Genomic DNA, 21,757 nt, shown 5'->3' on the forward strand with positions numbered 1-21,757 from the left:
GGCCTGGGTCATCCTGTCGGCATGCCTGCATTGCATCCGTTCAGCCCGTGAGCACTCCCCCGCCGGTCCCTCGGGCTGTCGTGGCGGCGCGCCTGCGCCAGGCCCGCCAGCTGCGAGGCCTGAGCCAACGCGAGGTCGGGGTGCGCATGGGGTTGGACAAGGACACCGCGTCCGCGCGGATCAGCCGTTATGAAAGCGAGAGCATGGCCATCAGCCTGGAATCGCTGTTCGAGCTGGCCTTGGCCTTGGACGTCCCACCCGCCTACCTGTTGGCCAGTTCTCCGGCCATGGCCAACGCCATCCTGGCCCTGGGCGAGCACAACGAGGCCCAGCAAGTCCGGTTGGCGGAGGTTTTGGAGAAGCTTTCTGAGTTGCCACCGAAAAAGCGCAACGTGCTCATTGAGCAGTTGTCACATCTCACCAAGGAATAGCAGTCACAACAAGGAATGATCCCGATGTGGAAATGGATTTCCCGTCTGCTGAGCCCCACCCCCACCGATCAGGCGCAACCCTCCCCCAGGGTCGATCTCGCCGCACTCGTTGATCTGAGCATGGTCGAGCTCAACGCGGCCGAAGCCCGGGCGCTGCTCGCCCAGGACCTCGCGTTGCCGGACCGGCTCCGTCAGCGCCTCGTTGTGTTTTCAAGCACCGCTGACGCGCTCCTGGATAAAGCACGGACGACCCCTGCGCAGGCCCCCGACTGGGAGGCCATTCGGCGAACGGCCCGGTTACTCAACGGCGAGTTTGAGCTTCTGCGAAGCGATCTTCACCGCTCTCTTCGACAACTCGCTTTCTAGCGCCCTGCGAGGGCGGTAGGCGCAACACCGCTTTGGCGACGTGCGAAGGATCGGCCTGCCATACGTCCGCCACCTCGGGGAACAGGCGCATCAACAACCCGTCCCATGTGCGATCGGGCTGAAAGCTGCGCTCGCCCTTGGCCAGGCTGGACAACACGTCCTTCATCTTGCCCTGGAGTTTTCTGGTTCGGTCCTGCTCCAACACGGTCTTCAACTGGCCGTGCGCGCGGAGCATGCAGCGGTAGAACCAGAGCGTCTTGGGCCACACCTTGTGGATGTGATGACCGAGTTCGGCCAAGGTCTCGAACCCGATGCCGATGGGTTTTCCTTCACCGTGCTTGGCCGAGTAGCCGGCCACCAATAGCCGGTCCAGCTCTCCTTGGCCTTTGACGTATTGAGGCAGGGTGATTCCCACCTGCGCGAACGATCGGCGCAGTTCGTCCCACCGCCGGTCACGCTCCTTGTAGTCCTCGATCTCCCCGCGCAGCAGTGCCACATAGAACGTCTCGAAGGCCTCCCGCCGTTTGGCCCAGACCTGCTCCTCCCGCCAGGCCTCAACGGCTTGTTCGGCAACTGCCTTCTGCGTTTCGTAGTCGAAGGCGTAGGCCCTGGGAACGCCGCGGCTGCAAGTGTCGAATGTCAGCTCGTCGAAGGCCACCTCCCGGCGCACCTCCACATCCTCCACCACCCCGTTTGCAAGGCGGGGCTCCAGCCAGGCGCCCTCCAGGTAGAAGCGCCCTTCCCGCTGGGACCGTGCCACTGTTTGCGGGGTGACGCGAAAAGCATTGCGGTTGTTGGAGAAGAACAGATCGTCTTCGGCCAACCGGAACTTCGACAGGTCCAGATCTTTGAACAGCCAGAGCATGTGCCCGGTGTTCTCGCGGTAGAACTTCATGCGTTCGGCGATGACGTGCACGAAGGTGGTGGAGAGCTGGATCTCGATGGCCCACCGCTGACCGTTCCGTTGGGTCTGGATGTCGGGCTGGCGCCACTTCGCGCCGTCCACGTCCCACCACCGCCGCTCCACTTCGGTGTTGAAGAACGACGGGTCGGCATCCAGGCTGTCCCTCACCCACTGCTTAAAGGCTTTGTGGAGGGAGCCTTCCTTGTGCAGCCCGAACTTGCGCGCCAGGATGGCCTTGGGGGAGTGGCCCTTGCGGCCGGTGCAGCTCTCCCGCAACCGCGCCGTGAGGTGGTCGAAGTAGAAGCGGATCTCGGTGCGCGCCCGAATGGCCTTGGACCTCACCCCCATGGCGTCCTTGCAATGTGGGCAGACGTAGCGCGGTGTTCCGTCGAGCAGCTCAAGCTCCGCAGCCAGACGACCATCCCGGACCACCTCTCCGTAGTCCCGACCTTCCATGAAATCGTCGAGGGTGAGGGCGTCACCGCTCACCCGGTCCCAGACAAGGTCATGGGAACGCTTCGAGGCAGGAACGTATCGGACGGGACTTTCCATGCCACAACACTACTGTGCATCCGTCGCAAAAGATGAGACATGCTCGCGCCCACTTCGCCAGCTTGTCGAGATACGTTCTCATCGCCTAAAAACCGCCTACAAAAAGTGGTTGCCGGCACTCGATTCGTGGCTTAACTATAGGGCCCTTCGAAACATCACACGGGGGCGATAATGACGACACAACACGGCTGGCAGCCATGCAGGGCGTGCCACCACCCAGGGGAGGACGTGCGCGTAGAAGGGGATTGGCACCTTCGCGCCAACCCCGGCTATTGGGGCGCTCAAGCCCCCCGGGTTCTCGTGCTGGGTTTCTCCAAGGGCGCCACGCAGATCGCTGCCGCCGCGGGAGGGCAATTCGATGCGGTGGCCTTCGCAGGCATGCGTCCCCGTTTGAAGGCGGTGCTGGACGGGCTTGGCCTGGAGCTCGATGGGCAGAGCATCGACGAAGCCCTGAGCGCCAGCGGGCGCGTCTTGGGCGCCGCATCGCTGATCCGTTGCGGGCTCTCCGTGATGGAAAACGGGCAGCTCAAGAGCAGTGGCACGATCATGCCCAAGGCGGCGAAGGCCAGCTTTCCGCTCCGGGCCATGAAGACGTGCATCGGCCGCCATCTGGCCCCTCTTCCGGAGAGCGTAGAAACGGTGGTCATGCTGGGCACCACCGACGCTTACGTGAAGGGGGTGAAGAGCCTGATGCGCGAGCAGTTCTCTGACTTCCAGGACGTCAACGACGTCGCCTTTCGCGCGCAGGACCGCACCTGGGTGTTCGCATCGCACCCCAGCGGGGCCAACGGCACGTTCGGGGAATGGGTGGCCGGCGATGGGTCGACCGAGTCGGGCCGCAAGCGCTTGTTGGCGCGGGCCGCGCTCGGTCACTCGACCGACTCGGCACCGTCTCGCACGTCACCTCCTGCGCGCGTTTCAGTGACAGACAACCGACCTGTCACCACTCCCCCACCAGTTCGCCCCACACCTCCTAAGCCCACCTCACCTGTATCCCAGGCAGCGGCTCCCACCCGCCTGGATGCGCACTTCGCCCAGACCTTTCACCTGGTCAGCAACGAGGGCCGGAAGGTTGTGCCGGTGCGCATGAAGAATCAGGACACCGGCCTGGTCGCTTTTCGCCTGGCGAAGATGGGCAACACCAAGGATGGCCAGCGGGAAGTGACGGACGAAGCAGAACTGCTGCGGTTGTGCGAGACCGGGCAATACCAGGTCAGGGCGCAGCCGTTGGACAAGTCGGGTCCCGCGAACTTCGTTCGCCCCCTGCTCAACCACCGGATCGTGAAGTCACCGGCGGCTTGATGGGGGCTCCCCTGTCCTTCATGCCCTCCGTCAGAAGCTCACGGACGAGCTCGCTGACGTGCTTGCTCTGCTCGGCCGCCAGCTGCTCCATCCGCGCTTTCAGGTCCCTGGGCACGCGCACGGCCATTTGAACGTAAGCCAGCCGGGTCATGGCAACGCCAAGGACAGCACCACCGCGACGGCCAGGCCCGCAATGATCGCGGCTTTCAGCAGCGAGCGGCGGCGGGCAACGCCCGTCTGTCGCTTCGCGCTCTTCCAATGGATGCCAGCGATGCAGAAGACGATGAAGAGGAACAGGACCACCCAGGCGGTGGTGACGATGGCACCGAAGGTGATCATGCAGCACCTGCCAGAATCATCGTCGGGAACACAATCCAGGAGGCGATGACCACGTAAGCACCAACCAGACCCAGCGATGCGTCACGCCGCTGGGAAAACGGGGCGTGCTTGTTTGCAACGGTGTGCCCACACCAAGTCAGCAGTGCCCAGCCTTCTAAAGGAATAGACCGCCACGGCTTCACTGAAGGCTTGAGTTCATTCGGCATAACGGTCATAGGGGCTCTCCATCTGTTGGGCGGCGCCGTAAGGCAAGGGTTGATCAGGGGTGGTGGACGCGTCAGCCATACCGGCCACGCTCTTGAGCACGTCTAGCAGCGACCGGCTGCTAACCGCATCGGCCTCCGCGCGCGCCAGGAATTCGTCCAGCTCACTGGGCAAAGTGGAACGCACATCGGTGACGACATCGCGCACTCCACTTGAACCGGGCATGCTCGCTCCCGTCACGCGGTTCCAATCGCTGGAGAAGCGATCGACCCCGTCCATGCCCATGAAAAACAGACGTGCCAAGATGGCTGCAACGATGATGTTTACGACCCCTTTGCGCGTCACTCTGAAACTGATGAACATGTCTTTTCCTCTCCAAGCGTTTCGTTTGTCGGTGTATGACGCTCGTATCCCGTTCGTCATACCCCTGGGATACATCTGCACGACAAACGCGCAAGGAGAGGTTGCAGACTAAAATTGAAAATAGCGAAGCGCCGCTCGCTTCTTTGTTAGGCAAAAAAACGAAGAGGGGCCCGAAGGCCCCTTGCGTGTATCAGCGCCAACCCCGGTCGACTCGGTCAAGGTCGTAGTCCTCGCCGAACTGAAGGGCTGCGGCTTTCGGCTCCAGATCCGCGTAGCGGGACAGCTCGGTGTCGGTCAGTCCAGCGTCGTCGGTGGTGATGGCGAAGTGCGCTTGAAGAGCAGCGTTGAAGGCGTCACGCCAGGTCGCGGTGATGGTCGTCATGGGTGTTCTCCCAGTGAAAAAGAAAGGGGCCCCGAAGGGCCCCGTGGCGGTTAGTCTTCCTTGGGTTCGGGCAGGCGCAGGACCACCACGCCATTCACCGGCACCGCGTTGAGGACGAGGCGGTAGCCCTTGCCGTCCTGGTGCGGCCAGGCCGCGCCGATCTTCGACCAGTTGCTGCGCTTCTCGCCCTGGACTTCGTATTCCTCGACCAGGAAGGCGTCGAGGCGGTCGTTGGCGGGCTGGTTCTTCTTGGCCATGATCTTTCTCTGTTGGGTTCGAGCGGATTGCTCGCGAACCGGTGAAGGAAGCCGTCCAGGCATTGCAGCACCCCGGCAGCGCCGCAGCGGCAGCGCAGGAGCCCAGAGGGGCCGAAACGCAGAGGAGGAGTGCCACGCACTTGCGCAGGGACGAGGCGACCGATCCTGTCGCGATGAAGCAACCGCGCCCAACGGAGCCATGCAATGGCCCATCCCACCCGCCCTCGCCTCGCTCTGCAGTCGGCGGAAGGTCCAGGCGAATCAGCGTTCGAAATCGGGATGGCCGAAACGGACAAGGGCTGCATTGGCCCCGCGGTTCGCACACGGTTTGGCCTGCGCCTTGCCAATGGAAGACACCCCGGGACATTGCGATACTTGAGTGGCAGGATGGGGGAACACATGGGTATCGAACGGGAGTTCCAGAGCTACGGCGCGCAGCTCGTCAATCGCGCATGGGCTGTTTCCGCGATCACTGACGATCCGCGCGAAGTGGTGGTGAGCATCTGGCAGCACAACATCGTCGAGCGAGACGGCCGGTGGATCTACGATGACTCCCTCGCGCGGTGGAACGGCGCAGGCAAGAACTTGCTCAAGGAACACCTCGGTGTGGCCTACCGCGAAGGGCTGCGGTTGCGTGCCGTCGTCGCCACCCAACACAACCGGGCCGAACGCGAGCGAAATCCGGACAAGGCTCCGCGCAACACGTTCAAGGCCCGCCCCGACTGGGTGGGCCATGTGGAGTTGCTGGAAGGCGACCACTTCGTGTTGGTGTTCGAGCACGTCGGCGAGCTGGCCACCGCCCCGACCGGTGCCAAGTATTGGCGGGTTGCCGAAGCGGTGGAAGCAATGGGTGGCGGCACGCTGGCCGAGGTGGGCGAGTGGCTGGAAACCCACTTCCCTTCGGACCCCATCGCCGACTTGCGCGCCAACCTGGAACACCTGACGGTGAACTCCCCCAGCCGGCCCCACTACAACTACAGCCGATCCGATTGGCGCACCGACCGTGGCCATCCCCACGACAGGCTGTTTAAGATCGTGGACGCCGGTCCGCCCCGGCGCACCCGCTACGTGCCGTTCAACCCAGTCGTCCATGGCCACCTGGATCTGCAGAAAGGCGACGATGGAAAGTGGGTGGTCGTGCCGTTGCCTCAGGACGATCAAACGCGGGCGGAAGCGCAAGGTCAGGCCGACGCGTTCGACCATGCGCCACCGCTCGACAACGAGCACGACGCCCGAGTGTGGGCCATGCGCGCCGTTGCACAACGCCGTGGCCAGCCGCTGTTCCGCGCCCGCTTGCTCGACGCTTACGAGGGCAAGTGCGCCATCACCGGGTGTTCTGCGCTGGAAGTGTTGGAGGCGGCCCATGTGCTTCCCTACCGCGGGGACCACACCAACCGTGTGGACAACGGCCTGCTCCTTCGCGCCGATCTCCACACCCTGTTCGATTGCCAGTTGCTCTGGATCACGGCGGAGAACACGGTTGCCCTCGCCCCCGCTCTCCTGGCCACCGACTACGTTTCCCTCCAAGGCCAAGCGCTTCGTCTGCCGGCATCTCGAGCGAACCACCCCAACCCGGCTCACCTGGCCGAACATGCAAGAGCGTGTCATGCACGCCACTTGCTTCAATCGGATTAGGGTTGGGACGCATGCTGATCCGAAACACCACGCCCGCTAGCTGCTTTGGACTGGCCGGCTGCGATGAGAACGCCGGCACGGCCGCCTTCGGGTGGTGCCTGGACCAGGTGCCCGCGCTGCGCCGAGAGGTGCTGAAGGCACTGACGTGTGATCCCGAGGCGGAGCTCGTGGTGGCAAGCCAGGTGTTCGCGGAGGATCGTGGATTCACTGACCTGGAACTGACCTCGGGCACCGCCCTTCACGCCATCTTCGAGGCCAAGTTGGGGTGGCGCGTGCCGACGGTGGAGCAACTGGAACGCTACCTGCCTCGCTTGTTGGCCTCGCCAGCTCAGATCAAGGTCCTTGTGTCGGTCAGTGCGGCCGATGCGGTCTGGGCCATGCGGCACCTGCCCCCGGCGTTGTCCGGCGTGCCGGTCGTCCACTGGTCCTGGTCAGACCTCCAGGCCATGGCACGGCGCGCCCACGACGCCACTCGCAGCCCGGTAGACCGGGTCTGGCTAACCCAGCTGATCCATCATCTTCAGGAATACGGCATGACCTCCAACGTCTTCGATTCGCGGGCCTATGTGGTCTCGCTCAACCGATCGCGCATCCAGCCGTCGGACCCGTTGACCTGGATCGACGTGGTCGTCGAACAAGGGAAGTATTTCCACCCCGTGGGCGGCAGCGATCGCAGCGGGTGGCCGGTTATCCCGCCGTCCTACATCGGGTTCCGCTACCTGGCTGAATTCCGCAGCGTCCATTTCATCGAGCGGGTGGACGTGACCGACCATCTGCAGGACGTGGACCCGCGTTGGCCCGAAACCAACGCACCGAATTTCGTCTACACCTTGGGGCCGCCGATGAAACCGGCCAGGCCCATGCCCCTGGGTGCCATCCACCCGAGCATGCGCAACTGGGTAGCGTTGGACCTACTGCTTAGCGGCAAGGCGAGCAACTACAAGGACGCCATTGATCGCATGCGCGAGCGCGTTCAACAGCAGGGCGGATGAAACAAAGCCCCCAGCAGGGGGCTTCGGTCGTCAGCGCTTGAGTGGGGATTCTCGCCCCCGTCCCCCATTGCCTGCCGGGTGAAGTGGCCTGGACGACAAGCCCATAATCGGCTTGCGGGCACCACGTTGCCATCGGTGGCGGGAGGAATTGGTTGTCAGACTTCTTCCCGTTCTGCGTCGGTCTTTTCGGCCAGCCACTGCTCGACCGTTTTGACCTTGAGCTCCTCGGCCAGGTGACTGGCGCACAACATGGTGCCATCGGAACGCAGGTTGGCGACGGTCTGCGCGGCCAGAACGGCTGCACCCAGCAGATGAAGTTTGGTGCGTCCTTGCTCAGTCCAACCGTTGGGCAACGCCTTCAGGGCACCCAGGGCTTCCTTCCCTGACAGGTATTGAATACAAGTGAGGTAGGTCCACTGGAGCCCCACCTCCTCGCGCAAGCGCCTGCCGGCGGCCTTTTCGTCCAGCGTTCCCTCGGCACTGTCGAGCAGCACGTGGGCGGCCGCGATGGCCTTGCCTTGCGCGGAGAGCCGACTTTTCTTCTTCGGAAACAATCCGCGCACGTTCAAGCCTTTTTGACGGCCTTCTTGCCCGCTTTCTTTGCCACCTTCTTGGCCCGCTTCTTCACCGCCTTGCGGGTTGCCTTCTTCGCCCCCTTGGCCACCTTCTTGGCCGCTTTCGCGGGCGCCTTCATCGCCCGACTGGCCGGCGGGAACTTCTCGCCGGGGTTGGCCTGGGCCCAGGCCTTGCCTTCGGCGGACTTCGCCCATGCGGCAAACGCCTTGGGGGTCAGCCCACGGCCCGCCCAGGTTTCCCCGGTGGGCAGTCGATACTTCGGGGCCACCTTGCCGAGCTTGCGGCCCTTGCGTGACACAGGGGCGGCCTTGGGCGCACGCGCCGGCTTGTCGTCAAGCGTTTCCCCGATGAGCTTGGCCACCTGGCGACGCTGGGCGGGGCTGAGGACCTTGGCGAACTTCTGGAGCACGGCCAGCGCCTTGGGCACTTCGCCATCGCGCTTCTCGACCAGCTTGCGCTGGGCTTCTAGCTGTTTGATTTCCGCGTTGATGGACTGAAGGGTGGTCAGAGCCAAGGGGCATCTCCGTTACGGGGAAGCATGGGTTATAGCCCATAACTCTAGATTTCGGCCACATAGTGGCCGCAATCTAGAGTAATCCCCGGCCCCTTCCTATCAATCTCTCTCGACCACCACCGTCCACGCGAAACTGGCCTGCGGCAATCCGGTGTTCGGATCCGTCCCCATGGTGGCCTGCGGCAAGACGCTGATGACCCGCCACCCCTGGGCGTAGAGCTGCGGGATGGTGAGCGAGCCCGCGGTCTTGCACTCGAACACGGTGTCGTTGGTGAGGGTTCCGTCCTTGAGCACGGGCTTCGAAGAGCAGACCTCTCCTTGCTTGGCGAGAACGGTGGTGGACACGGCCAGCAGCACGGCGGCCAGACCCAGCTTTTTCAGGTGCATCGGCAATCCCCTGTAGGCCGCCTTCCTGGCGGCCTCTGAACGATAGCAACAAATGGCTTGGCCATGAATCGCGCCTACGCGGCTTCCTTGACCAACTCGTAATAGGGATGGCGCTTGTCGTCAAAAATGGCGAACAGCGCGTCCAGGTTGTTGGGATCCGGGTTGAGCCACGCGTCCACGTGCTCGGGCTTGATGTTGATGATCGTGCGGTCGTGTCCGGCCGCGGCCACCTCCGGTTCGGGCTCGTCGGTGATGGCGGCGAACGACCACAAGTCGGGCTCTTCGCCCTTCGGGTCCACCCAGTGGGAGTAGAGGCAGGCGATATACATGGTCTCCCCGGTGCGGGGACGGAACTGGATTTCTTTCGATCCACCCTTCCCGTCGTCCACGTTCTCGTAGAACGTTTCAGCCAGCATCAGGCCGTGGGTGTATCCGAACTGGTTCCGCCAGAAATGCTGGAGGTTGTCGCGCCTGGCGTTGTAGGTGCCCGACACGCGCCCGTCCTTGGTCCAGTCGATCGAGGGATCCATGCCGGCGGGGCGGCAGTGGTAGCGCATGGGGCGCACGACCTTGCGCCCGTTCTCACTGATCAGCACCGGCACATACCAGTCGGGGAAGATGCGGTTGTCCTTGGCCGGCTCCAGCTTGGTGCGCTTCGCGTCGGCGATCCAGCGCTCCATCTGCTTGATCTTGTTCCCCGCAATGCGCTGATCATTGAGGGCGGCCTTGGTCTCCTTCTTCGCCAGCTTCGCTTCAGCAGCAGCCAGGCGCGCCTTCTGCGCATCCAGCTCGGCCTCGCTTTCAGCGAGCTTGCGCCCGTTCCACTCGGAGATGAGCTCCTGGATCTGCCGCTCCAGGTCCGACTTCGGGGGCAAGAAATTCAGATCCATGCCCTTGGGGATCTTGGGGGTGAACTTGGCAGGCTTGCGGACGCGGTAGGCCTCGTCGCGCTTGAGGTAGACCTCCCAGAATTCGCGGATGTCGATGTCGGCACCGAACTCCTTCACGTAATTATCGTAGAGGGTCCAGGCTTCAGCGGAATAACACATGGGAAACCCTCCTCAATCGGGAAACAGATCAACCGCTCGGGAGGCGGTCATCGTGGCTTGAATGAACTCGTCCCGGCGGACCATGCGCACGCAACGCAGACCCGTTTCATCGTAAGACTGCAGGCGAGCCATGAAGGGCTCGCCGAAGTCGATGTAAACCGGGCACCCGGCTTCCAGCCACGCTTCATGCGGGCGTGTCCATGCAAACTGGTGGTGGCCGGAATAGTTGGCTTGCACTTCCGCTGCGATGCTTCGCAACGAATGGATCTCGCCGCCCCGCAGTGTCGTCTTTGTGTGCGGCGGATTTTCTGACAGGCGAAGGAACATGCCGTTGTTTGACCCATGATATCCGCGCTTGGCCTGAAACCACACCAGGTCCGCGGCCATGGGCGAGCGCGGATTTGGCAGCGCATGGCAAACGTCGAAGTTCTTCCGCCAGCTGCGGCCGTCCAGGATCCAGATCAAGTTGCCATAGAAGGTTTCCCTGGAGCGCAGCTCGGGCTCCGGCATATGTGAATGCTGGACTTCAATGTAGATCCCGCCCGGCGCCCTGACGTCTGAACGGTGCACCTCGCCATCCGGCGCGACGTGAACCACCTCCCGACACTCTTCGGGATAGTGGGCCTTCCAAGCCCGGTGCCAGTCGGTTTCGTTCTCCCACCACGGGTCGCAGTCTTTCAGCGAACGATGGGCCCAGTGGTGAAGTTTTCGCTCACCACACTTGGCCAGCGTGGCGTTGCGGCAGGTCGCACAGGTGCCTTTGCCCTTCGGGAACGCCTCCCTGCGCGCACCATCAACCAGGGCATATTGCATTCAATCCACCTCGATCCCGGCGATGTAACGCCCATGCTGGGCCAGCATCGCGTTGATCCGCTGGTTCACAACGCCCACGTGCTCCCCGGCCTGGTCTTCGATCGCGTCGGCCTCGCCGGCAAACGCCATCCAGAAGTCGCCATCGGCGGGGTAGGCCGCGAGCAGGTCCGGAAGCTTGGCTTCCAGGGCGTCGAGCAGGGTCGTGAGCTGGTCGAAGGTGGTCATGCCCCTATCTTGACACCGGCCACCCTACGGCGCGATAAATCCCCTACCGCGTGGGAACTTACCCCCGGTGTATTGCCTGCTTAGCTCAAGGCAACAGGTGCCCGAAGCGTTCTCGCCTAGAGACGTCGGGAAGCTATTTCCTGTTTTTCCCGAGACTAAGCATGCCCAAACTCCAACGCCTAAGAACCGATGCATTCCACGCCCAGAAGGGCCGCTGCTGCTACTGCAGCCTGCCGATGTGGAACGCCTCCCCCGATGAACTGAAACCCTTTGGCCTGCCCGCACGCACGGCCAATCCATTGCGATGCACCGCCGAACACCTGGTGGCCCAACAGGACGGCGGTAAGGACGTGGCCGGGAACATTGCCGCGGCCTGCTGGCTCTGCAACTCACGCCGGCACAAACGGAAGTCGCCGCCCTCTCCCGAGGCCTACCGCGCCTTCGTCCAGAAGCGCCTGGCGAAGGGGAAGTGGCACCCTCCGTGGGTGGCCAAACTGCGACGCCGATAGGCTGTCAGACACCGCAATGAAGAACGCAGGGAGAGTGACAGTTCTTCCTTCGTTGCCGCTTCATATTCAAGCGTGCGATCCGACTAAACTGAAAAACTGCGTGGGCTGCCCGACAGCTTTTCAAACTCCTGCCCCCTTGCGCGTTTCCGCTGCAGCGGTAAACCAGTGGGATAGGAGGAAGCATGCCCAACACTGACTTGCTCGTTGCAATCCAGCAGCGCAACCCCGCCCAGGTGGCCACGGCGATCGGGCGCAGGGCCCAACCCAACGCGCACGATGCCCGTGGCTACACGCCGTTTCATGTCGCCCTGCTCACCGCTGACGCACCAACGGTTCGCGCATTGATGGACAGCGGGGCTGATCCGATGGTGACCACGAAGCTGGCTCAGGGCAGGAATATGGGTGCCAAGACGTTGGTGGCGTATCGCCACGGCCGGGCGCATGCGCACCCACCGGGCAGCCGGGAGCGGGACGCAGAGTTCGCCGCGTGCGAGGCATTGGACCGCCTGCTGGATGAGCGCGGCGCCCCGGCCACTCTGGACGATACCCATTGGTGGATGAAGGGGGTCGAGGACGCGGCGGACATTGCTGCCGGACAGGGGCGTCCGTGGAAGGCTGCGGGGTAGCAGTAGGCTGGACTATGATGCGCCCATGCCTGTCTCTCCACCCCTTGCCTACCGCTTGTTGAACGCCTTCGGGGCAATTGAAGCCCTGCTCAAGCAACAGCACGGCTTCCTGGGAGCGGACGGAAACCCAGCAGGCCCCGGGCGCACGAAAGCAAAGGCCAACTGGGACGCGGTGGATGCAGCCGTTCGTAACCTGCGTCCGGCTGACTTCTTCGATCACATTTCGCAGCGCACGAAGGACAAGATGCTCGGCGGCGCACGCAACCGGCCACAAATGCAGTTTGTGCGCGTGAATCCGGACGGGACCTGGCGAGCGGAATTCGAAGACAGCGAACTTCCAGCCCAAGACTCATTGGCGCTGGTGGTTGCCATGCGGCGCGTGCGCAACAACCTCTTCCACGGCGGGAAGGCTGCTGACCAACCAGGCCGCCCATTGGGCGACGACGACGAATGGGCCCAGGCTGCGCTGGAAGTTGCCGAGCACCTGCATGGCCTGTTGGATCGCGGTGAACTTCGGCCCATTCAAGCGCCCTGACCCACTTCAGTCTTCCTTGGTTGGCGGGCACCGAGGGAAACGGCTGCAGGAATAGAAGATTTCCTTTGTGGTGCGATTGACGCGCTCCACCAGCACGCCCTGACCACACACCGGGCAAGGCTCCGCAGGCTCCCCTTCCGTCCTTACGATTTCCACGCCGTGATCTGCCTGGAGCTCCACCAGGAACTGGGAAGGTTGGTGCTGGGTGGTGTAGACCACCACCGAACGCTTCGCACGGGTGAGGGCCACGTAGAACAGGCGGCGCTCTTCGCCGAACTCGAAGGTCTCCGGCTCGGGCATGGCCAGTTGAAGAATGGGATCGTCCTGGACCTGACTGGGAAATCCCAGGGTGTCCTGAACCACATTGAGCAGTGCCACGAAGTCGGCTTCCAGCCCTTTGGCCCGATGGACAGTCAGGAATTTGAGGTCGATCTTGTCGCCGAACCGCTGCCGCCAGGCCTCCAGCTCCCTGGGCCGGTCGTTGCGGTAGCGGCCCAGGATGAGCATGGACCGCAATGGTTTGCCGTTGGTGCTCTCGGGCAATTTCTCGTAGAGCGACTGAATGTTGGCCTTCAACCGTCCGGGGATGTCCTCAATGGTAGGCAGCGCGACCACGCTCACCCGGGGACCTTTCAATGAGTTGCTGGTGAAGACCTTCTTGACCAACTGCATCGGATTCTTTGACACGAACTCCGACGTGAGATCGCACAACGACTGAGGACACCGGAACGTCTGGGAGAGGTGCCGAACGGCCGCATGTGGATGGGCCTGCTGAAATCCCGACATGATCGCCAGGTCGGCGCCGGCAAACCGATAGATGCTCTGCCAGTCATCGCCCACCGCCGTGAACTGCGCACCACTGGCGTCAACGATTGCCTGTAGCAGACGCATCCGCGCGCGGGAGGTGTCCTGGAACTCGTCCGCCAACACCATTTTGACGCTGCAGGGGAAGCGGCCAGCGATGATGTGGTCGGCGGACTGGTTGAGCATGTCGTCGAAGTCCACCAGACCGTCCGCGGCCAATCGGTCTTCCCAGCGCTGGGCGACGGCCTCGTAGAGGTCGAGGAACAACTCCATGCGCGGCACGAAAGCACCCGGCAAGGTGTCGATGCGCTCACGGGCCTGCTCGACCGATTGCCGCGAGCCCTTCATGTGCTGCTGGAACACGCGCATGACTTTCGCGATAGCTTGCGGTGACACCGGGTCATTGTCCGGAGGGACGCGATCAGGGTCGAACACCAGGTCGATGCCCCTTGACTGGAACAGGTCCTTGAGCGCGGCCAGCGCGGCCCCGGTGCGCAGGCCGTGGGCGGTGGTCTCGAACAACCTGGTGCCCTGCTCGCGGTGGAGTTGCCGCTTCCAATGCACGCCCTCCAGGTAATCCTTGAAGGCCGGAGGCGCCTCGCCCTTGGCGTTGAGCGCGAAGTGTTCGTGGAAGACGTCGATGTCGGGGTAGTAGAAGTCCGGGCGGTATTGCCGCTTGGTGGCGGTGCGGGTGTCGTGTGGATACGGCTCTTCGTAACGGTAATTCACACCGTGGAGGAACAGCCAATCCGCGATGAGGCGCTCGGACTTGCTCTTGACGATCTCCCCGCGCAGTGTGCGAAAGCCCCGCTTACGCTGGCTCTCGGGGTCGTAGTCCTCCGGTTCCTCGCGCGCGTCCCACCGTCCCACGTCCTTGAAGTAGAGCAATCGGAAGAGATCCCACTGCGCCGCGAACGTCGGATTCTCGGCACAAAGTTCATCGACCAGGTGGCCGATGAAAGCCTCGTCCTTGCCATTGCTCAACCAAGGCGCCGGGGTAGGCATTTTCCCCGTCGCCGCACCGATGACTTCCAGTCCGAACGCATGGAAGGTCTTGGCGGCGATGCGATCAGCCCCATCGAGGTGGCCCAAGCGTTTGGCGATGCGCTGACGCAACTCCTCGGCCGCGTCGGCGTTGAAGGCCAACAGAAGGATATCCTCCGGTGCGCAGAGCCCCTCCTCCAGCGCGTAGCCGGCCTTGGCCACGATCGTAGAGGACTTGCCGGAACCGGCAGCGGCCACGACCAGCAGCTCGTCGTCCATGCAGACCACTGCCTCGGCCTGCTCCTCGGTCAGGGGGTTGGACTCCACCCGCTCGAAGAACGAGCGCTTGGCCTCCATCTGGCGTGCCTCAAAAGCGGCGTTGTGCGCGTCCACCAACCGGACCAGCCAGGCCTCTGCCGTAGGGTGGTAGGACGGGGGCGTGGCATCGATCCACTGCACGCCTTGGAGCACCGGAGGAGCATCGTCGGCCAGGCGCGCTCGCCGGCGGCGACGGCCAATCCAGCCCTGCTCGCCTACCCACGCGGTCTGCCGCTGCGCCCAAGCTGCCAAGGACTTGGTGAACACGGCACGGCGGCGGCGCTCGTCCACGCCCTCTAAGTAAGCCTCGGGGGTTTGGTCGAGCGTCGGGTAGAAGCTGTTTTTCTTCTTGCGCTCCTTAGCCAACGCCGGGTGATCGAGCAGCGCTCCCCAAGTGGGCAAGCCAATCGCCGCTGGCGAAGGGATGGTCGCCTTAAGTTGCTCCAGCAAGGCCGGATCCACCTCATTCACCGCTTCCAACCGCTGATCCACCTGCCGCTGCCAAGGGTCCAGGATCTTGATGGCGCGGGATCCGTAGTGAGCCAGGCTGCCGGTCACTTCCTCCCGCACGAACTGCTGGAGCTCCTCGGCCTTGTCCTCCCCCAGGCCTTCCCCGACCACCCAACCGGTTCCGATGATGTGGAAGTGGCACTCCACCGTCGTGGAGAAGTTGTGCCGCGGCTTGCACTCCAGTGAGTGGATGAGGATCAAGGGGCCTTTCACGACGCGCCGGCCACGATCGAGGGACAGCTCGAACGCGTCCCCGTCTGAGTTGAAGATCCAGCCGCTCCCGCTGAACAACCAGCTTCGCAGCCGCGATGGCTTCCAGGTTGGCATTCCCCCCCCTTCCTTGCGCGTGGAACCGCCCCCAATCGGCGCCCCATCGGTTTCACGGCCCGAGCCTCCCATGGTGGGACAAGGGGTTGGGCCCATTCAGCGAAATACTAAATGACGAGGGTCTGGAGGCGGAGCTAGCCTGTCTCCCCGGTGCGTCTCACCGGGTGATTCTGACTTGTAGAGACTTCCGCCATGCTCGACACCACGCTCCCGCCCGGTTACCTGGGCGCCGCCCATCTCCATCCCCTGCCGCTGCACCTGCCGTTGCTGCCGGTGCGGGCCACGTGCGGCTTCCCCTCGCCTGCTGAAGACTTCTATGGCTCGCAGGACGTGCTGGACATCAACCAGCGGGTCGTTCGAAACCCGGTGGCCACGTTCTACGTCGAAGCAGACACGGGCACCTCGATGGTCGAGTTCGGCATCTTCCCGGGCGACACCCTGGTGGTCGATCGCTCCCTCACCGCCCGCCACGGGGACATCGTCATGGTGTGCTGGGAAGGCGGCTTCACGGTGAAGCAGCTGCGCCTGCGGGCTGGGCGCTACGAGCTCCATTCGGGCAACCCTGCCAACGCTCCAATCCTCGTGCCGGAGGACGTGGAGCTGGACGTGTGGGGCGTGGTGACCTGGTCCTTCCGCAAACAGTTGAGGCGCTGACATGGACGACGCAAGCCGCTGGAGCAAGCTCAAACCGATGGAGGGCCCGCGCTGGCCCATCCGGTGTGGCCATGTCTTCACCGCCGAGGATCTGATGCGCCTGCGCGAGGGCCTCTGGCCGCGCGACATGGATGATCGGTGGGCGGTGTGGCTGGACGGGGAAACGCTGCGCTGCTGGCGCTCGTGGACCGGCACGTGCATCTATGAAAGCCAGGTCACCCTGGCCGAGGACGGCACCGGCGTGGCCGTGGTGGTGGACGTGCTCGACGACGGGGACACCTACCGGCGGGCCACCACTGACGAAGGCGAGCTGGAACGGTTCGAGGGCGTGCTCTCCCAGGTGCGGCGGCGCGAAAGCGAGGCCGACGCACTGGCTGGGGTGTCGATCATCCAGGAGGCGTGATGCGCCAGCGCATCGATCTCTGGAAACGCGTCTTCGACACCGACGACAACGCCATTTCCAAGGCGTTGTCCAAGCTGACGTGGGATCTGGCCGCGTTCTCCTGCGTGGTGGAGATGGTGCGCCAAGCCCCCAATGCCGATGCCGGCAAGCGGCTCAATGGCATGGTGCTGGAAATGCTCGTATCGGGCTTCTGGAGCTCCACCATGCAAGGCGTTCGGCGACTGGCCGAGCGGGAAACCATCCATGGCCAGTATGGGGTGTGCTCCTTGGGTGGGCTGCTGATGGATGCAAGAGCGGTTCGGCAGCGCGTCACCCGCCGGGTGTTCGTGGAAGACATCGCTGGCCTCGAATACAACTACGCGGCCACGGAAGAGCGGTATTGGCGGTTCCTGCGCGCCCAAGCGCCTGGGCAAGCCCACTGGGTGCCTCGCGAGTATCACTACGAACCGTCCGTCCAACGGCATGCCGTGTTCGACTGGCTGAGCGGAACCACGCCCGCAACGTCAACCCCAGACGATCTGATTCGGGAAGAGGTGTTCGATACGTTGGATCGCCGTCTGGCACACCTGGACGGTGTGGTGGAACACGTCAACGTCGAGATCGCACATGCGGCCACGGAGTTCAGCCGCAGCGGTCGCGCGCTTCAACAGTGGAACTTGGACGACGCCAAGGGCTCCATCAAGGAACTGGCCCAGATTGCCCAGTTGGTGGGCGAGTGGCTCTGCTTCAGTGGCATTGGCACCGTCCTCCCCCATCCGCAGTTCGACCAGTTCGCGCACCTGGATCAGCCGCTCTTCACCGGGGACAGGCGGCAGCTCCAAGCGACATGGGATGGCTTGGAGCAAGAAATCAGTCAGTGGCACAACGTGGATCCCAGGACTCTTTGACATGTTCGGCTTGGTGGACGGCAACAACTTCTACGCAACTTGCGAGCGGGTTTTCAATCCCTCCCTGCGCGGCCAGCCGGTGTGCATCTTGTCTTCCAACGACGGATGCGCGATCGCGAGGTCCGACGAGTGCAAACGGCTGGGTGTGAAGATGGGGCAGCCCATCCACGAGGTGCCGCCCCACATCCGCCGCCAACTGCGAATTTTCTCGGCCAACTTCGGGCTGTATGGCGACCTGTCCGGGCGCGTGGTGTCCGTGCTGCGGGAGTGGTTCCCGCGCGTGGAGGTCTACTCCATTGACGAATCGTTCGTGACGTTCGACGGCGTGCCGGCGGAGCAACGCGAGGCGATGGCCCGCCAGGCGCGTTCCCAGATCTTCCAGTGGGTGGGCATTCCGTGTTGCGTGGGCATCGGTCCCACCAAGACCTTGGCCAAGCTCGCGAACAAGCTAGCCAAGAAGACGCCGCACGGGGTGGTCACCGCCCTGCCCGGCTCGCCCGAGCTGGAAACCTATCCGGTGGAAGACGCCTGGGGAGTGGGGCGCAAGCTCACGGCCAAGCTGGGCGCCGAAGGCATCCTCACCGCGGCCGACCTGGCCAGAGCCAATCCCGACACCCTGCGGTCCCGTTACGGGGTCACCCTGGCGCGCACCCAGCGGGAGTTGCAGGGGGTGGTGTGCAGCGACTTGGAGGAAGTGGAACCGGAGCGGCAGCAGATCGTCGTGTCGCGCTCTTTCGGCCAAGAGGTCACTTCGCTGGAAGACCTTCAACAAGCGGTGTCCACGTTCGCCCAGCGGGCGTGCGAAAAGTTGCGGTCACGCTCGCTGCAGGCCAGCGGAGTGTGGGTGTGGCTCAACACCAACCCCTTCAAGCCGGGTGCCGCTCAATATCACCCCAGCAAGGCATTCAACTTCATCGCGCCCACGAGTGACACGCGCGAAGTGCTGCTGGTGGCCCAAGGGTTGGCCAAGGCCATGTGGAAGAACGGCTACCGCTACAAGAAAGCCGGCGTGGGGTTGCTTGACCTCACGCACGGCGACGTCCACCAAGGCGATCTGTTCGCCGGCATCGACCCCCGCTCGCAAGCGCTCATGAAGGTCATGGACCAGGCCAACGCGAAGTTCGGCCGGGGCACGATGGGCATGGCGTCGTCGGCGTGGCGATCGAAGGGGCCGGCGCTGGCCAAGCCCGTGTGGGCCATGAACCAGAAAAACTTGTCACCGGCTTACACCACCCGGTGGGATCAGTTGGTGCGGGTCAGATGACCTGTCGGCGCGCGGACTCGGAGCTAAGCCGCCACGGCGGGGAAGCGCTCCGCGTGGTCTGGATACAGATCTACCATGAAGAACTCTCGGCGAAATCCTTCAAAGATTCTCGGGTCGCGGATCATGGCCTCAATCTGAGCTTGTGACCAAACCGCGCCATGCGCGGCAGCGCGGGCTCGCAGACGTTCCGCCTGCTGCTGAACCGCCTCTTGCGTGAGGTGGCGTTCTGCGTAGCCCTCCACTATCAATCGATAAATGGTTTGCGCGCTCAGCTGCCAGAATTCCTGCCCAGCAGGGGTTGCGCGGAGGGCGTCCATCGCACGCTCTGACGATCGTGTCATGAGCAGTGCTTGATAGAACGCAGACAGAGCCGCCTCCAGATCACCTGCAGATATCTGTCGCTTCGGAGCCAGGAATGCCCAGAAGGGCGCGCGGTGCTCGGCGCGAACAAAACCAGCAATCGCGCCGCCATGGCATGCGGCGACCACCACAATGAGGTTCAAGCGGGTGGCCACATTGAGGGCGACGAAAGCCGGCTTCACCTCGTCCCACGTCAACCCGGATCCGTCTGCGAACTCCAGCCCTTCTTCCCGGCCGTGGCACTCGATGTGCAGCAAAGGAACGTAGGCATCCCTGGCCGCTTGCTGAGCCAGCTGGGCCAACAGATCCAGGAACGCTCCACTGGAAGGGATGCGAACGCTGGCAATGTGCGGAACGCCGCCTATCGCTTGCGCCCAGTCATGAGCATCAGCGAAAAGGCGAGCAGCGGTGTTGAGCTGACCATCCGGGAGCGAATCCACGATGAGGATCTGATTGAAAATGGCTGTCATCGACGCCTCCCCAACCCCGGACTGCCGCCCTGCACCACTGGACTACCTCCCCGCCGTCGTTTTCCGTCGTCGGGGCCCAACGCCCGCTCCAACCGTTGAAGCGCGGTCCTGGGCGGAGGCCTGGGCGGGTCAACGGGCGGCAGCTTTGCGATGGCCGCGCGTGTCATCTTCGCCGCAGGCTTAGGTTTGGCCTTAGACGGCTTGACCTTCTCGGGTGCCTTCTTAGGCAACGGCCGCGGAGCCGGAGGGGCAGGCGGGTCATCCAATTTGCCGAGCCTTGCCGCGACCATCTTCAACTTCGCGGGAGTGTTGGCCTTGCTGAGGAACTGGCGCGCTTTGCGTTCCGCATACGCCCGGGACCACCGCATTCGGGCCATGCCCTCCTGCGTGATCTGCTCCAGGAAGACGTCCTGAGCAGCGGTCAGGACGATGGGGCCAGCAGGAGCAGCCTTCTTCTTGGCACGCTTCTTTGCAGGCTTGGGTTTGGCCCCTTTCTTCACCGAGCCTTTTTGGGGCAGTTTCCTAAGCGTAATCCCTGCCGTCATCCTCGCTCCTTACTGGCCCGGCTTTGTTCGCGTGCGCTCTTCGTAGGTGGCAGTGACGAAATCCACGAACGCCACGGCTGACGCAACGGCCAGACGTGCATGCCGGGGCTGCAGGCCGCGGTGCTTGCCGTCCTTCCCGTGCCCGGTGCCATAGAGGCGACGAAGGTTGGCCAAGTTGCCGGCGATCTGGTTCAGATTGCTCAAGATGCGCTTGATGCAATCGGCGCCCTTGGCCTGGTCATCGATTCCTTCAGGAACCAGCTCCAAACTCTTGGCCAACTTCTTGGCCAGGTCATTCATGTCGTCGCTCTTGCCGATATCCACTCCCATCTTGCCCAGGATGGTCTTGCAGCAGGATTCGACCAGCTCCTTGGCGCTGCCGATGGCCAGCTCGGGGTCCTTCTCGATTGCATACTCCATGCGCTGAATCTGCTTCGCGATGGCGCCGGCATCGAGTGCATCAGCAACGGACTTGCCACGCTCGAACGTGCGGTGACCGTGCGAGCTCAACGGTTGGGGCTCATACCTGGCCCGCCCCGCTATACGTTCGACCTCCACAAGCTCCCAACCTGCTTGGCGGAGTTGGTCGTTGTAGTGGCCCACGATCTTGGCGGCTTCTTCCCTGTCCGGACGAACCACGGGGTGGACCGTCTCCGCGAGAAAGCGCAGGAACGTGTCGGCCGGGCCATCCAGGAGCGGGAAACGGTCGTCGTCGAAGATCCAGTAGTCGTCCCAGTCATCGTTGTTGACCCGATGCTGGTAGATGTCCCCCGCCGCGTCTTTGTAGCGCGAGTCGGTGGATGGCAACCGCCTCAATTCGTAGATCCGGCTCAAAAACTCGGGATCGTTCAGCACCCCAAACACATTCACCTGCTCAAGCCTCAAGCCATCCAGGATATTTCGGCGAACGTTGCGTGGAATGGTCACCGTAGCAGATGCCCTCCAATCCTCATCTTGCCCGACGATCGGCACGAGCTTGGCGGCGTAGTAGTCTGATCCAGTAGGCGGAATGGCCTCGCCCAGTGCCTCGGTGATTTGCTTTTCCAGATCCTTGATTCGGGAGCGCAGCCGGGCGAACTCGGGTGCCGGAACTTCCAGCATGACGCTCCAGAAGTTGGTGCCGCCGTTGATGTTGTCGTAGTCGTCGTGCTGGATGGTGGCAGAGGACGTGCGCAGGAGATCGGACGCGTCCACGTGGCCGCTCTCCTTAAGCAACACGTAGGCCGCACCCAGGCAGCGGTCCAATACCTTGTCGTCCATGGGGGTGCTC

26 protein-coding genes are annotated in these 21,757 nt (G+C 63.4%); 11 read left to right on the plus strand and 15 right to left on the minus strand.

Going from position 1 to position 21,757, the window contains the following annotated elements; all coding sequences use genetic code 11:
* Window positions 1-47 precede the first annotated feature (47 nt).
* On the plus strand, window positions 48-431 hold the full coding sequence (locus E2F46_RS01370; protein WP_049408827.1) for a helix-turn-helix domain-containing protein: 384 nt from the start codon (window positions 48-50) through the stop codon (window positions 429-431).
* Between the two features lie 301 nt (window positions 432-732).
* On the opposite strand, the gene E2F46_RS01375 is transcribed toward E2F46_RS01370, so the two are convergent.
* Window positions 733-2,253 carry a DUF6035 family protein gene (locus E2F46_RS01375; protein ID WP_133320381.1) on the minus strand — a complete coding sequence of 507 codons (1,521 nt, stop codon included), beginning with the start codon at window positions 2,251-2,253 and terminating at the stop codon, window positions 733-735.
* A gap of 171 nt (window positions 2,254-2,424) precedes the next feature.
* Here E2F46_RS01375 and E2F46_RS01380 point away from each other — a divergent pair, with 171 nt between their 5' ends.
* Window positions 2,425-3,555 carry a hypothetical protein gene (locus E2F46_RS01380; protein WP_133320382.1) on the plus strand — a complete coding sequence of 377 codons (1,131 nt, stop codon included), beginning with the start codon at window positions 2,425-2,427 and terminating at the stop codon, window positions 3,553-3,555.
* Between the two features lie 147 nt (window positions 3,556-3,702).
* Here E2F46_RS01380 and E2F46_RS01385 read toward each other — a convergent pair whose 3' ends face one another.
* From E2F46_RS01385 to E2F46_RS01405, 5 genes are all read right to left on the minus strand, one after another.
* On the minus strand, window positions 3,703-3,894 hold the full coding sequence (locus E2F46_RS01385) for a hypothetical protein (protein WP_133320383.1): 192 nt from the start codon (window positions 3,892-3,894) through the stop codon (window positions 3,703-3,705).
* Complete coding sequence (locus tag E2F46_RS01390; RefSeq protein ID WP_133320384.1) at window positions 3,891-4,109, minus strand: hypothetical protein; 219 nt, start codon at window positions 4,107-4,109, stop codon at window positions 3,891-3,893. The genes E2F46_RS01385 and E2F46_RS01390 overlap by 4 nt, the downstream gene beginning before the upstream one ends.
* Window positions 4,090-4,461, minus strand: coding sequence for a hypothetical protein (locus tag E2F46_RS01395; protein WP_133320385.1), 372 nt, complete (start codon window positions 4,459-4,461; stop codon window positions 4,090-4,092). Before E2F46_RS01395 ends, E2F46_RS01390 begins: the two co-directional genes overlap by 20 nt.
* Window positions 4,462-4,651: 190 nt before the next feature.
* Complete coding sequence (locus tag E2F46_RS01400) at window positions 4,652-4,843, minus strand: hypothetical protein (RefSeq protein ID WP_133320386.1); 192 nt, start codon at window positions 4,841-4,843, stop codon at window positions 4,652-4,654.
* A gap of 50 nt (window positions 4,844-4,893) precedes the next feature.
* Window positions 4,894-5,100, minus strand: a complete 207-nt coding sequence (locus E2F46_RS01405) for a hypothetical protein (protein ID WP_133320387.1) — start codon at window positions 5,098-5,100, stop codon at window positions 4,894-4,896.
* Between the two features lie 399 nt (window positions 5,101-5,499).
* On the opposite strand from E2F46_RS01405, the gene E2F46_RS17620 reads away from it, so the two are divergent.
* Both E2F46_RS17620 and E2F46_RS01415 read left to right on the plus strand, forming a co-directional pair.
* Entirely contained in the window at window positions 5,500-6,735 is a 1,236-nt protein-coding gene (locus tag E2F46_RS17620) for an HNH endonuclease (RefSeq protein WP_243720261.1), read from the plus strand.
* 11 nt (window positions 6,736-6,746) lie between these two features.
* Window positions 6,747-7,727 (plus strand): hypothetical protein, encoded by a 981-nt coding sequence (locus E2F46_RS01415; protein ID WP_133320388.1) that lies wholly within the window; start codon window positions 6,747-6,749, stop codon window positions 7,725-7,727.
* A 155-nt stretch (window positions 7,728-7,882) separates the two neighbouring features.
* Here E2F46_RS01415 and E2F46_RS01420 read toward each other — a convergent pair whose 3' ends face one another.
* From E2F46_RS01420 to E2F46_RS01445, 6 genes are all read right to left on the minus strand, one after another.
* Window positions 7,883-8,296: a hypothetical protein gene (locus E2F46_RS01420; RefSeq protein ID WP_133320389.1), complete on the minus strand. Its 414-nt coding sequence runs from the start codon at window positions 8,294-8,296 to the stop codon at window positions 7,883-7,885.
* Window positions 8,293-8,817: an H-NS family nucleoid-associated regulatory protein gene (locus E2F46_RS01425; protein WP_133320390.1), complete on the minus strand. Its 525-nt coding sequence runs from the start codon at window positions 8,815-8,817 to the stop codon at window positions 8,293-8,295. The genes E2F46_RS01420 and E2F46_RS01425 overlap by 4 nt, the downstream gene beginning before the upstream one ends.
* Window positions 8,818-8,916: 99 nt before the next feature.
* A complete protein-coding gene (locus E2F46_RS01430; protein ID WP_133320391.1) occupies window positions 8,917-9,204 on the minus strand; it encodes a hypothetical protein in 288 nt (95 codons plus the stop codon).
* Window positions 9,205-9,278: 74 nt separating this feature from the next.
* A complete protein-coding gene (locus tag E2F46_RS01435; protein WP_133320392.1) occupies window positions 9,279-10,253 on the minus strand; it encodes an SOS response-associated peptidase family protein in 975 nt (324 codons plus the stop codon).
* 12 nt (window positions 10,254-10,265) lie between these two features.
* Window positions 10,266-11,066, minus strand: a complete 801-nt coding sequence (locus tag E2F46_RS01440; protein WP_133320393.1) for a competence protein CoiA — start codon at window positions 11,064-11,066, stop codon at window positions 10,266-10,268.
* Complete coding sequence (locus E2F46_RS01445) at window positions 11,067-11,291, minus strand: hypothetical protein (protein WP_133320394.1); 225 nt, start codon at window positions 11,289-11,291, stop codon at window positions 11,067-11,069.
* 161 nt (window positions 11,292-11,452) lie between these two features.
* Here E2F46_RS01445 and E2F46_RS01450 point away from each other — a divergent pair, with 161 nt between their 5' ends.
* The 3 genes from E2F46_RS01450 to E2F46_RS01460 all read left to right on the plus strand — a co-directional run bounded on the left by E2F46_RS01450 (window position 11,453) and on the right by E2F46_RS01460 (window position 12,961).
* A complete protein-coding gene (locus E2F46_RS01450) occupies window positions 11,453-11,800 on the plus strand; it encodes an HNH endonuclease (RefSeq protein WP_133320395.1) in 348 nt (115 codons plus the stop codon).
* Between the two features lie 182 nt (window positions 11,801-11,982).
* The gene (locus E2F46_RS01455; protein ID WP_133320396.1) at window positions 11,983-12,426 is read left to right on the plus strand and encodes an ankyrin repeat domain-containing protein; all 444 of its coding nucleotides are present in this window, start codon (window positions 11,983-11,985) and stop codon (window positions 12,424-12,426) included.
* A gap of 25 nt (window positions 12,427-12,451) precedes the next feature.
* Window positions 12,452-12,961, plus strand: coding sequence for a hypothetical protein (locus tag E2F46_RS01460; protein WP_133320397.1), 510 nt, complete (start codon window positions 12,452-12,454; stop codon window positions 12,959-12,961).
* A 6-nt stretch (window positions 12,962-12,967) separates the two neighbouring features.
* Here E2F46_RS01460 and E2F46_RS01465 read toward each other — a convergent pair whose 3' ends face one another.
* The gene (locus E2F46_RS01465) at window positions 12,968-15,904 is read right to left on the minus strand and encodes a UvrD-helicase domain-containing protein (protein ID WP_165967316.1); all 2,937 of its coding nucleotides are present in this window, start codon (window positions 15,902-15,904) and stop codon (window positions 12,968-12,970) included.
* A gap of 192 nt (window positions 15,905-16,096) precedes the next feature.
* Here E2F46_RS01465 and E2F46_RS01470 point away from each other — a divergent pair, with 192 nt between their 5' ends.
* From E2F46_RS01470 to E2F46_RS01485, 4 genes are read left to right on the plus strand one after another with little or no spacing between them, the layout of a single operon-like run.
* Complete coding sequence (locus E2F46_RS01470) at window positions 16,097-16,558, plus strand: LexA family protein (RefSeq protein ID WP_133320399.1); 462 nt, start codon at window positions 16,097-16,099, stop codon at window positions 16,556-16,558.
* Window position 16,559: 1 nt separating this feature from the next.
* Window positions 16,560-16,961 carry a hypothetical protein gene (locus E2F46_RS01475; RefSeq protein ID WP_133320400.1) on the plus strand — a complete coding sequence of 134 codons (402 nt, stop codon included), beginning with the start codon at window positions 16,560-16,562 and terminating at the stop codon, window positions 16,959-16,961.
* Complete coding sequence (locus tag E2F46_RS01480) at window positions 16,961-17,848, plus strand: hypothetical protein (RefSeq protein WP_133320401.1); 888 nt, start codon at window positions 16,961-16,963, stop codon at window positions 17,846-17,848. The genes E2F46_RS01475 and E2F46_RS01480 overlap by 1 nt, the downstream gene beginning before the upstream one ends.
* Before the next feature lies 1 nt (window position 17,849).
* A complete protein-coding gene (locus tag E2F46_RS01485; protein WP_133320402.1) occupies window positions 17,850-19,112 on the plus strand; it encodes a Y-family DNA polymerase in 1,263 nt (420 codons plus the stop codon).
* A 23-nt stretch (window positions 19,113-19,135) separates the two neighbouring features.
* On the opposite strand, the gene E2F46_RS01490 is transcribed toward E2F46_RS01485, so the two are convergent.
* Together E2F46_RS01490 and E2F46_RS01495 are read right to left on the minus strand one after the other, a co-directional pair.
* Window positions 19,136-19,942: a hypothetical protein gene (locus E2F46_RS01490; RefSeq protein ID WP_133320403.1), complete on the minus strand. Its 807-nt coding sequence runs from the start codon at window positions 19,940-19,942 to the stop codon at window positions 19,136-19,138.
* 554 nt (window positions 19,943-20,496) lie between these two features.
* The gene (locus tag E2F46_RS01495; protein WP_243720262.1) at window positions 20,497-21,747 is read right to left on the minus strand and encodes an abortive infection family protein; all 1,251 of its coding nucleotides are present in this window, start codon (window positions 21,745-21,747) and stop codon (window positions 20,497-20,499) included.
* Window positions 21,748-21,757 lie beyond the last annotated feature (10 nt).

This window comes from Luteimonas aestuarii, from assembly GCF_004357985.1.
GTDB lineage: Bacteria > Pseudomonadota > Gammaproteobacteria > Xanthomonadales > Xanthomonadaceae > Luteimonas > Luteimonas aestuarii.

What these genes read in the sequence shown, in the direction of transcription:
- E2F46_RS01375 (WP_133320381.1), bottom strand. Translation starts at nt 2,253, where the DNA reads ATGGAAAGTCCCGTCCGATACGTTCCTGCCTCGAAGCGTTCCCATGAC.
- E2F46_RS01450 (WP_133320395.1), top strand. Translation starts at nt 11,453, where the DNA reads ATGCCCAAACTCCAACGCCTAAGAACCGATGCATTCCACGCCCAGAAG.
- E2F46_RS01405 (WP_133320387.1), bottom strand. Translation starts at nt 5,100, where the DNA reads ATGGCCAAGAAGAACCAGCCCGCCAACGACCGCCTCGACGCCTTCCTG.
- E2F46_RS01395 (WP_133320385.1), bottom strand. Translation starts at nt 4,461, where the DNA reads ATGTTCATCAGTTTCAGAGTGACGCGCAAAGGGGTCGTAAACATCATC.
- E2F46_RS01495 (WP_243720262.1), bottom strand. Translation starts at nt 21,747, where the DNA reads ATGGACGACAAGGTATTGGACCGCTGCCTGGGTGCGGCCTACGTGTTG.
- E2F46_RS01400 (WP_133320386.1), bottom strand. Translation starts at nt 4,843, where the DNA reads ATGACGACCATCACCGCGACCTGGCGTGACGCCTTCAACGCTGCTCTT.
- E2F46_RS01460 (WP_133320397.1), top strand. Translation starts at nt 12,452, where the DNA reads ATGCCTGTCTCTCCACCCCTTGCCTACCGCTTGTTGAACGCCTTCGGG.
- E2F46_RS01445 (WP_133320394.1), bottom strand. Translation starts at nt 11,291, where the DNA reads ATGACCACCTTCGACCAGCTCACGACCCTGCTCGACGCCCTGGAAGCC.
- E2F46_RS01385 (WP_133320383.1), bottom strand. Translation starts at nt 3,894, where the DNA reads ATGATCACCTTCGGTGCCATCGTCACCACCGCCTGGGTGGTCCTGTTC.
- E2F46_RS01380 (WP_133320382.1), top strand. Translation starts at nt 2,425, where the DNA reads ATGACGACACAACACGGCTGGCAGCCATGCAGGGCGTGCCACCACCCA.
- E2F46_RS01480 (WP_133320401.1), top strand. Translation starts at nt 16,961, where the DNA reads ATGCGCCAGCGCATCGATCTCTGGAAACGCGTCTTCGACACCGACGAC.
- E2F46_RS01465 (WP_165967316.1), bottom strand. Translation starts at nt 15,904, where the DNA reads ATGCCAACCTGGAAGCCATCGCGGCTGCGAAGCTGGTTGTTCAGCGGG.
- E2F46_RS01490 (WP_133320403.1), bottom strand. Translation starts at nt 19,942, where the DNA reads ATGACAGCCATTTTCAATCAGATCCTCATCGTGGATTCGCTCCCGGAT.
- E2F46_RS01430 (WP_133320391.1), bottom strand. Translation starts at nt 9,204, where the DNA reads ATGCACCTGAAAAAGCTGGGTCTGGCCGCCGTGCTGCTGGCCGTGTCC.
- E2F46_RS01485 (WP_133320402.1), top strand. Translation starts at nt 17,850, where the DNA reads ATGTTCGGCTTGGTGGACGGCAACAACTTCTACGCAACTTGCGAGCGG.
- E2F46_RS01475 (WP_133320400.1), top strand. Translation starts at nt 16,560, where the DNA reads ATGGACGACGCAAGCCGCTGGAGCAAGCTCAAACCGATGGAGGGCCCG.
- E2F46_RS17620 (WP_243720261.1), top strand. Translation starts at nt 5,500, where the DNA reads ATGGGTATCGAACGGGAGTTCCAGAGCTACGGCGCGCAGCTCGTCAAT.
- E2F46_RS01390 (WP_133320384.1), bottom strand. Translation starts at nt 4,109, where the DNA reads ATGACCGTTATGCCGAATGAACTCAAGCCTTCAGTGAAGCCGTGGCGG.
- E2F46_RS01455 (WP_133320396.1), top strand. Translation starts at nt 11,983, where the DNA reads ATGCCCAACACTGACTTGCTCGTTGCAATCCAGCAGCGCAACCCCGCC.
- E2F46_RS01470 (WP_133320399.1), top strand. Translation starts at nt 16,097, where the DNA reads ATGCTCGACACCACGCTCCCGCCCGGTTACCTGGGCGCCGCCCATCTC.
- E2F46_RS01435 (WP_133320392.1), bottom strand. Translation starts at nt 10,253, where the DNA reads ATGTGTTATTCCGCTGAAGCCTGGACCCTCTACGATAATTACGTGAAG.
- E2F46_RS01440 (WP_133320393.1), bottom strand. Translation starts at nt 11,066, where the DNA reads ATGCAATATGCCCTGGTTGATGGTGCGCGCAGGGAGGCGTTCCCGAAG.
- E2F46_RS01415 (WP_133320388.1), top strand. Translation starts at nt 6,747, where the DNA reads ATGCTGATCCGAAACACCACGCCCGCTAGCTGCTTTGGACTGGCCGGC.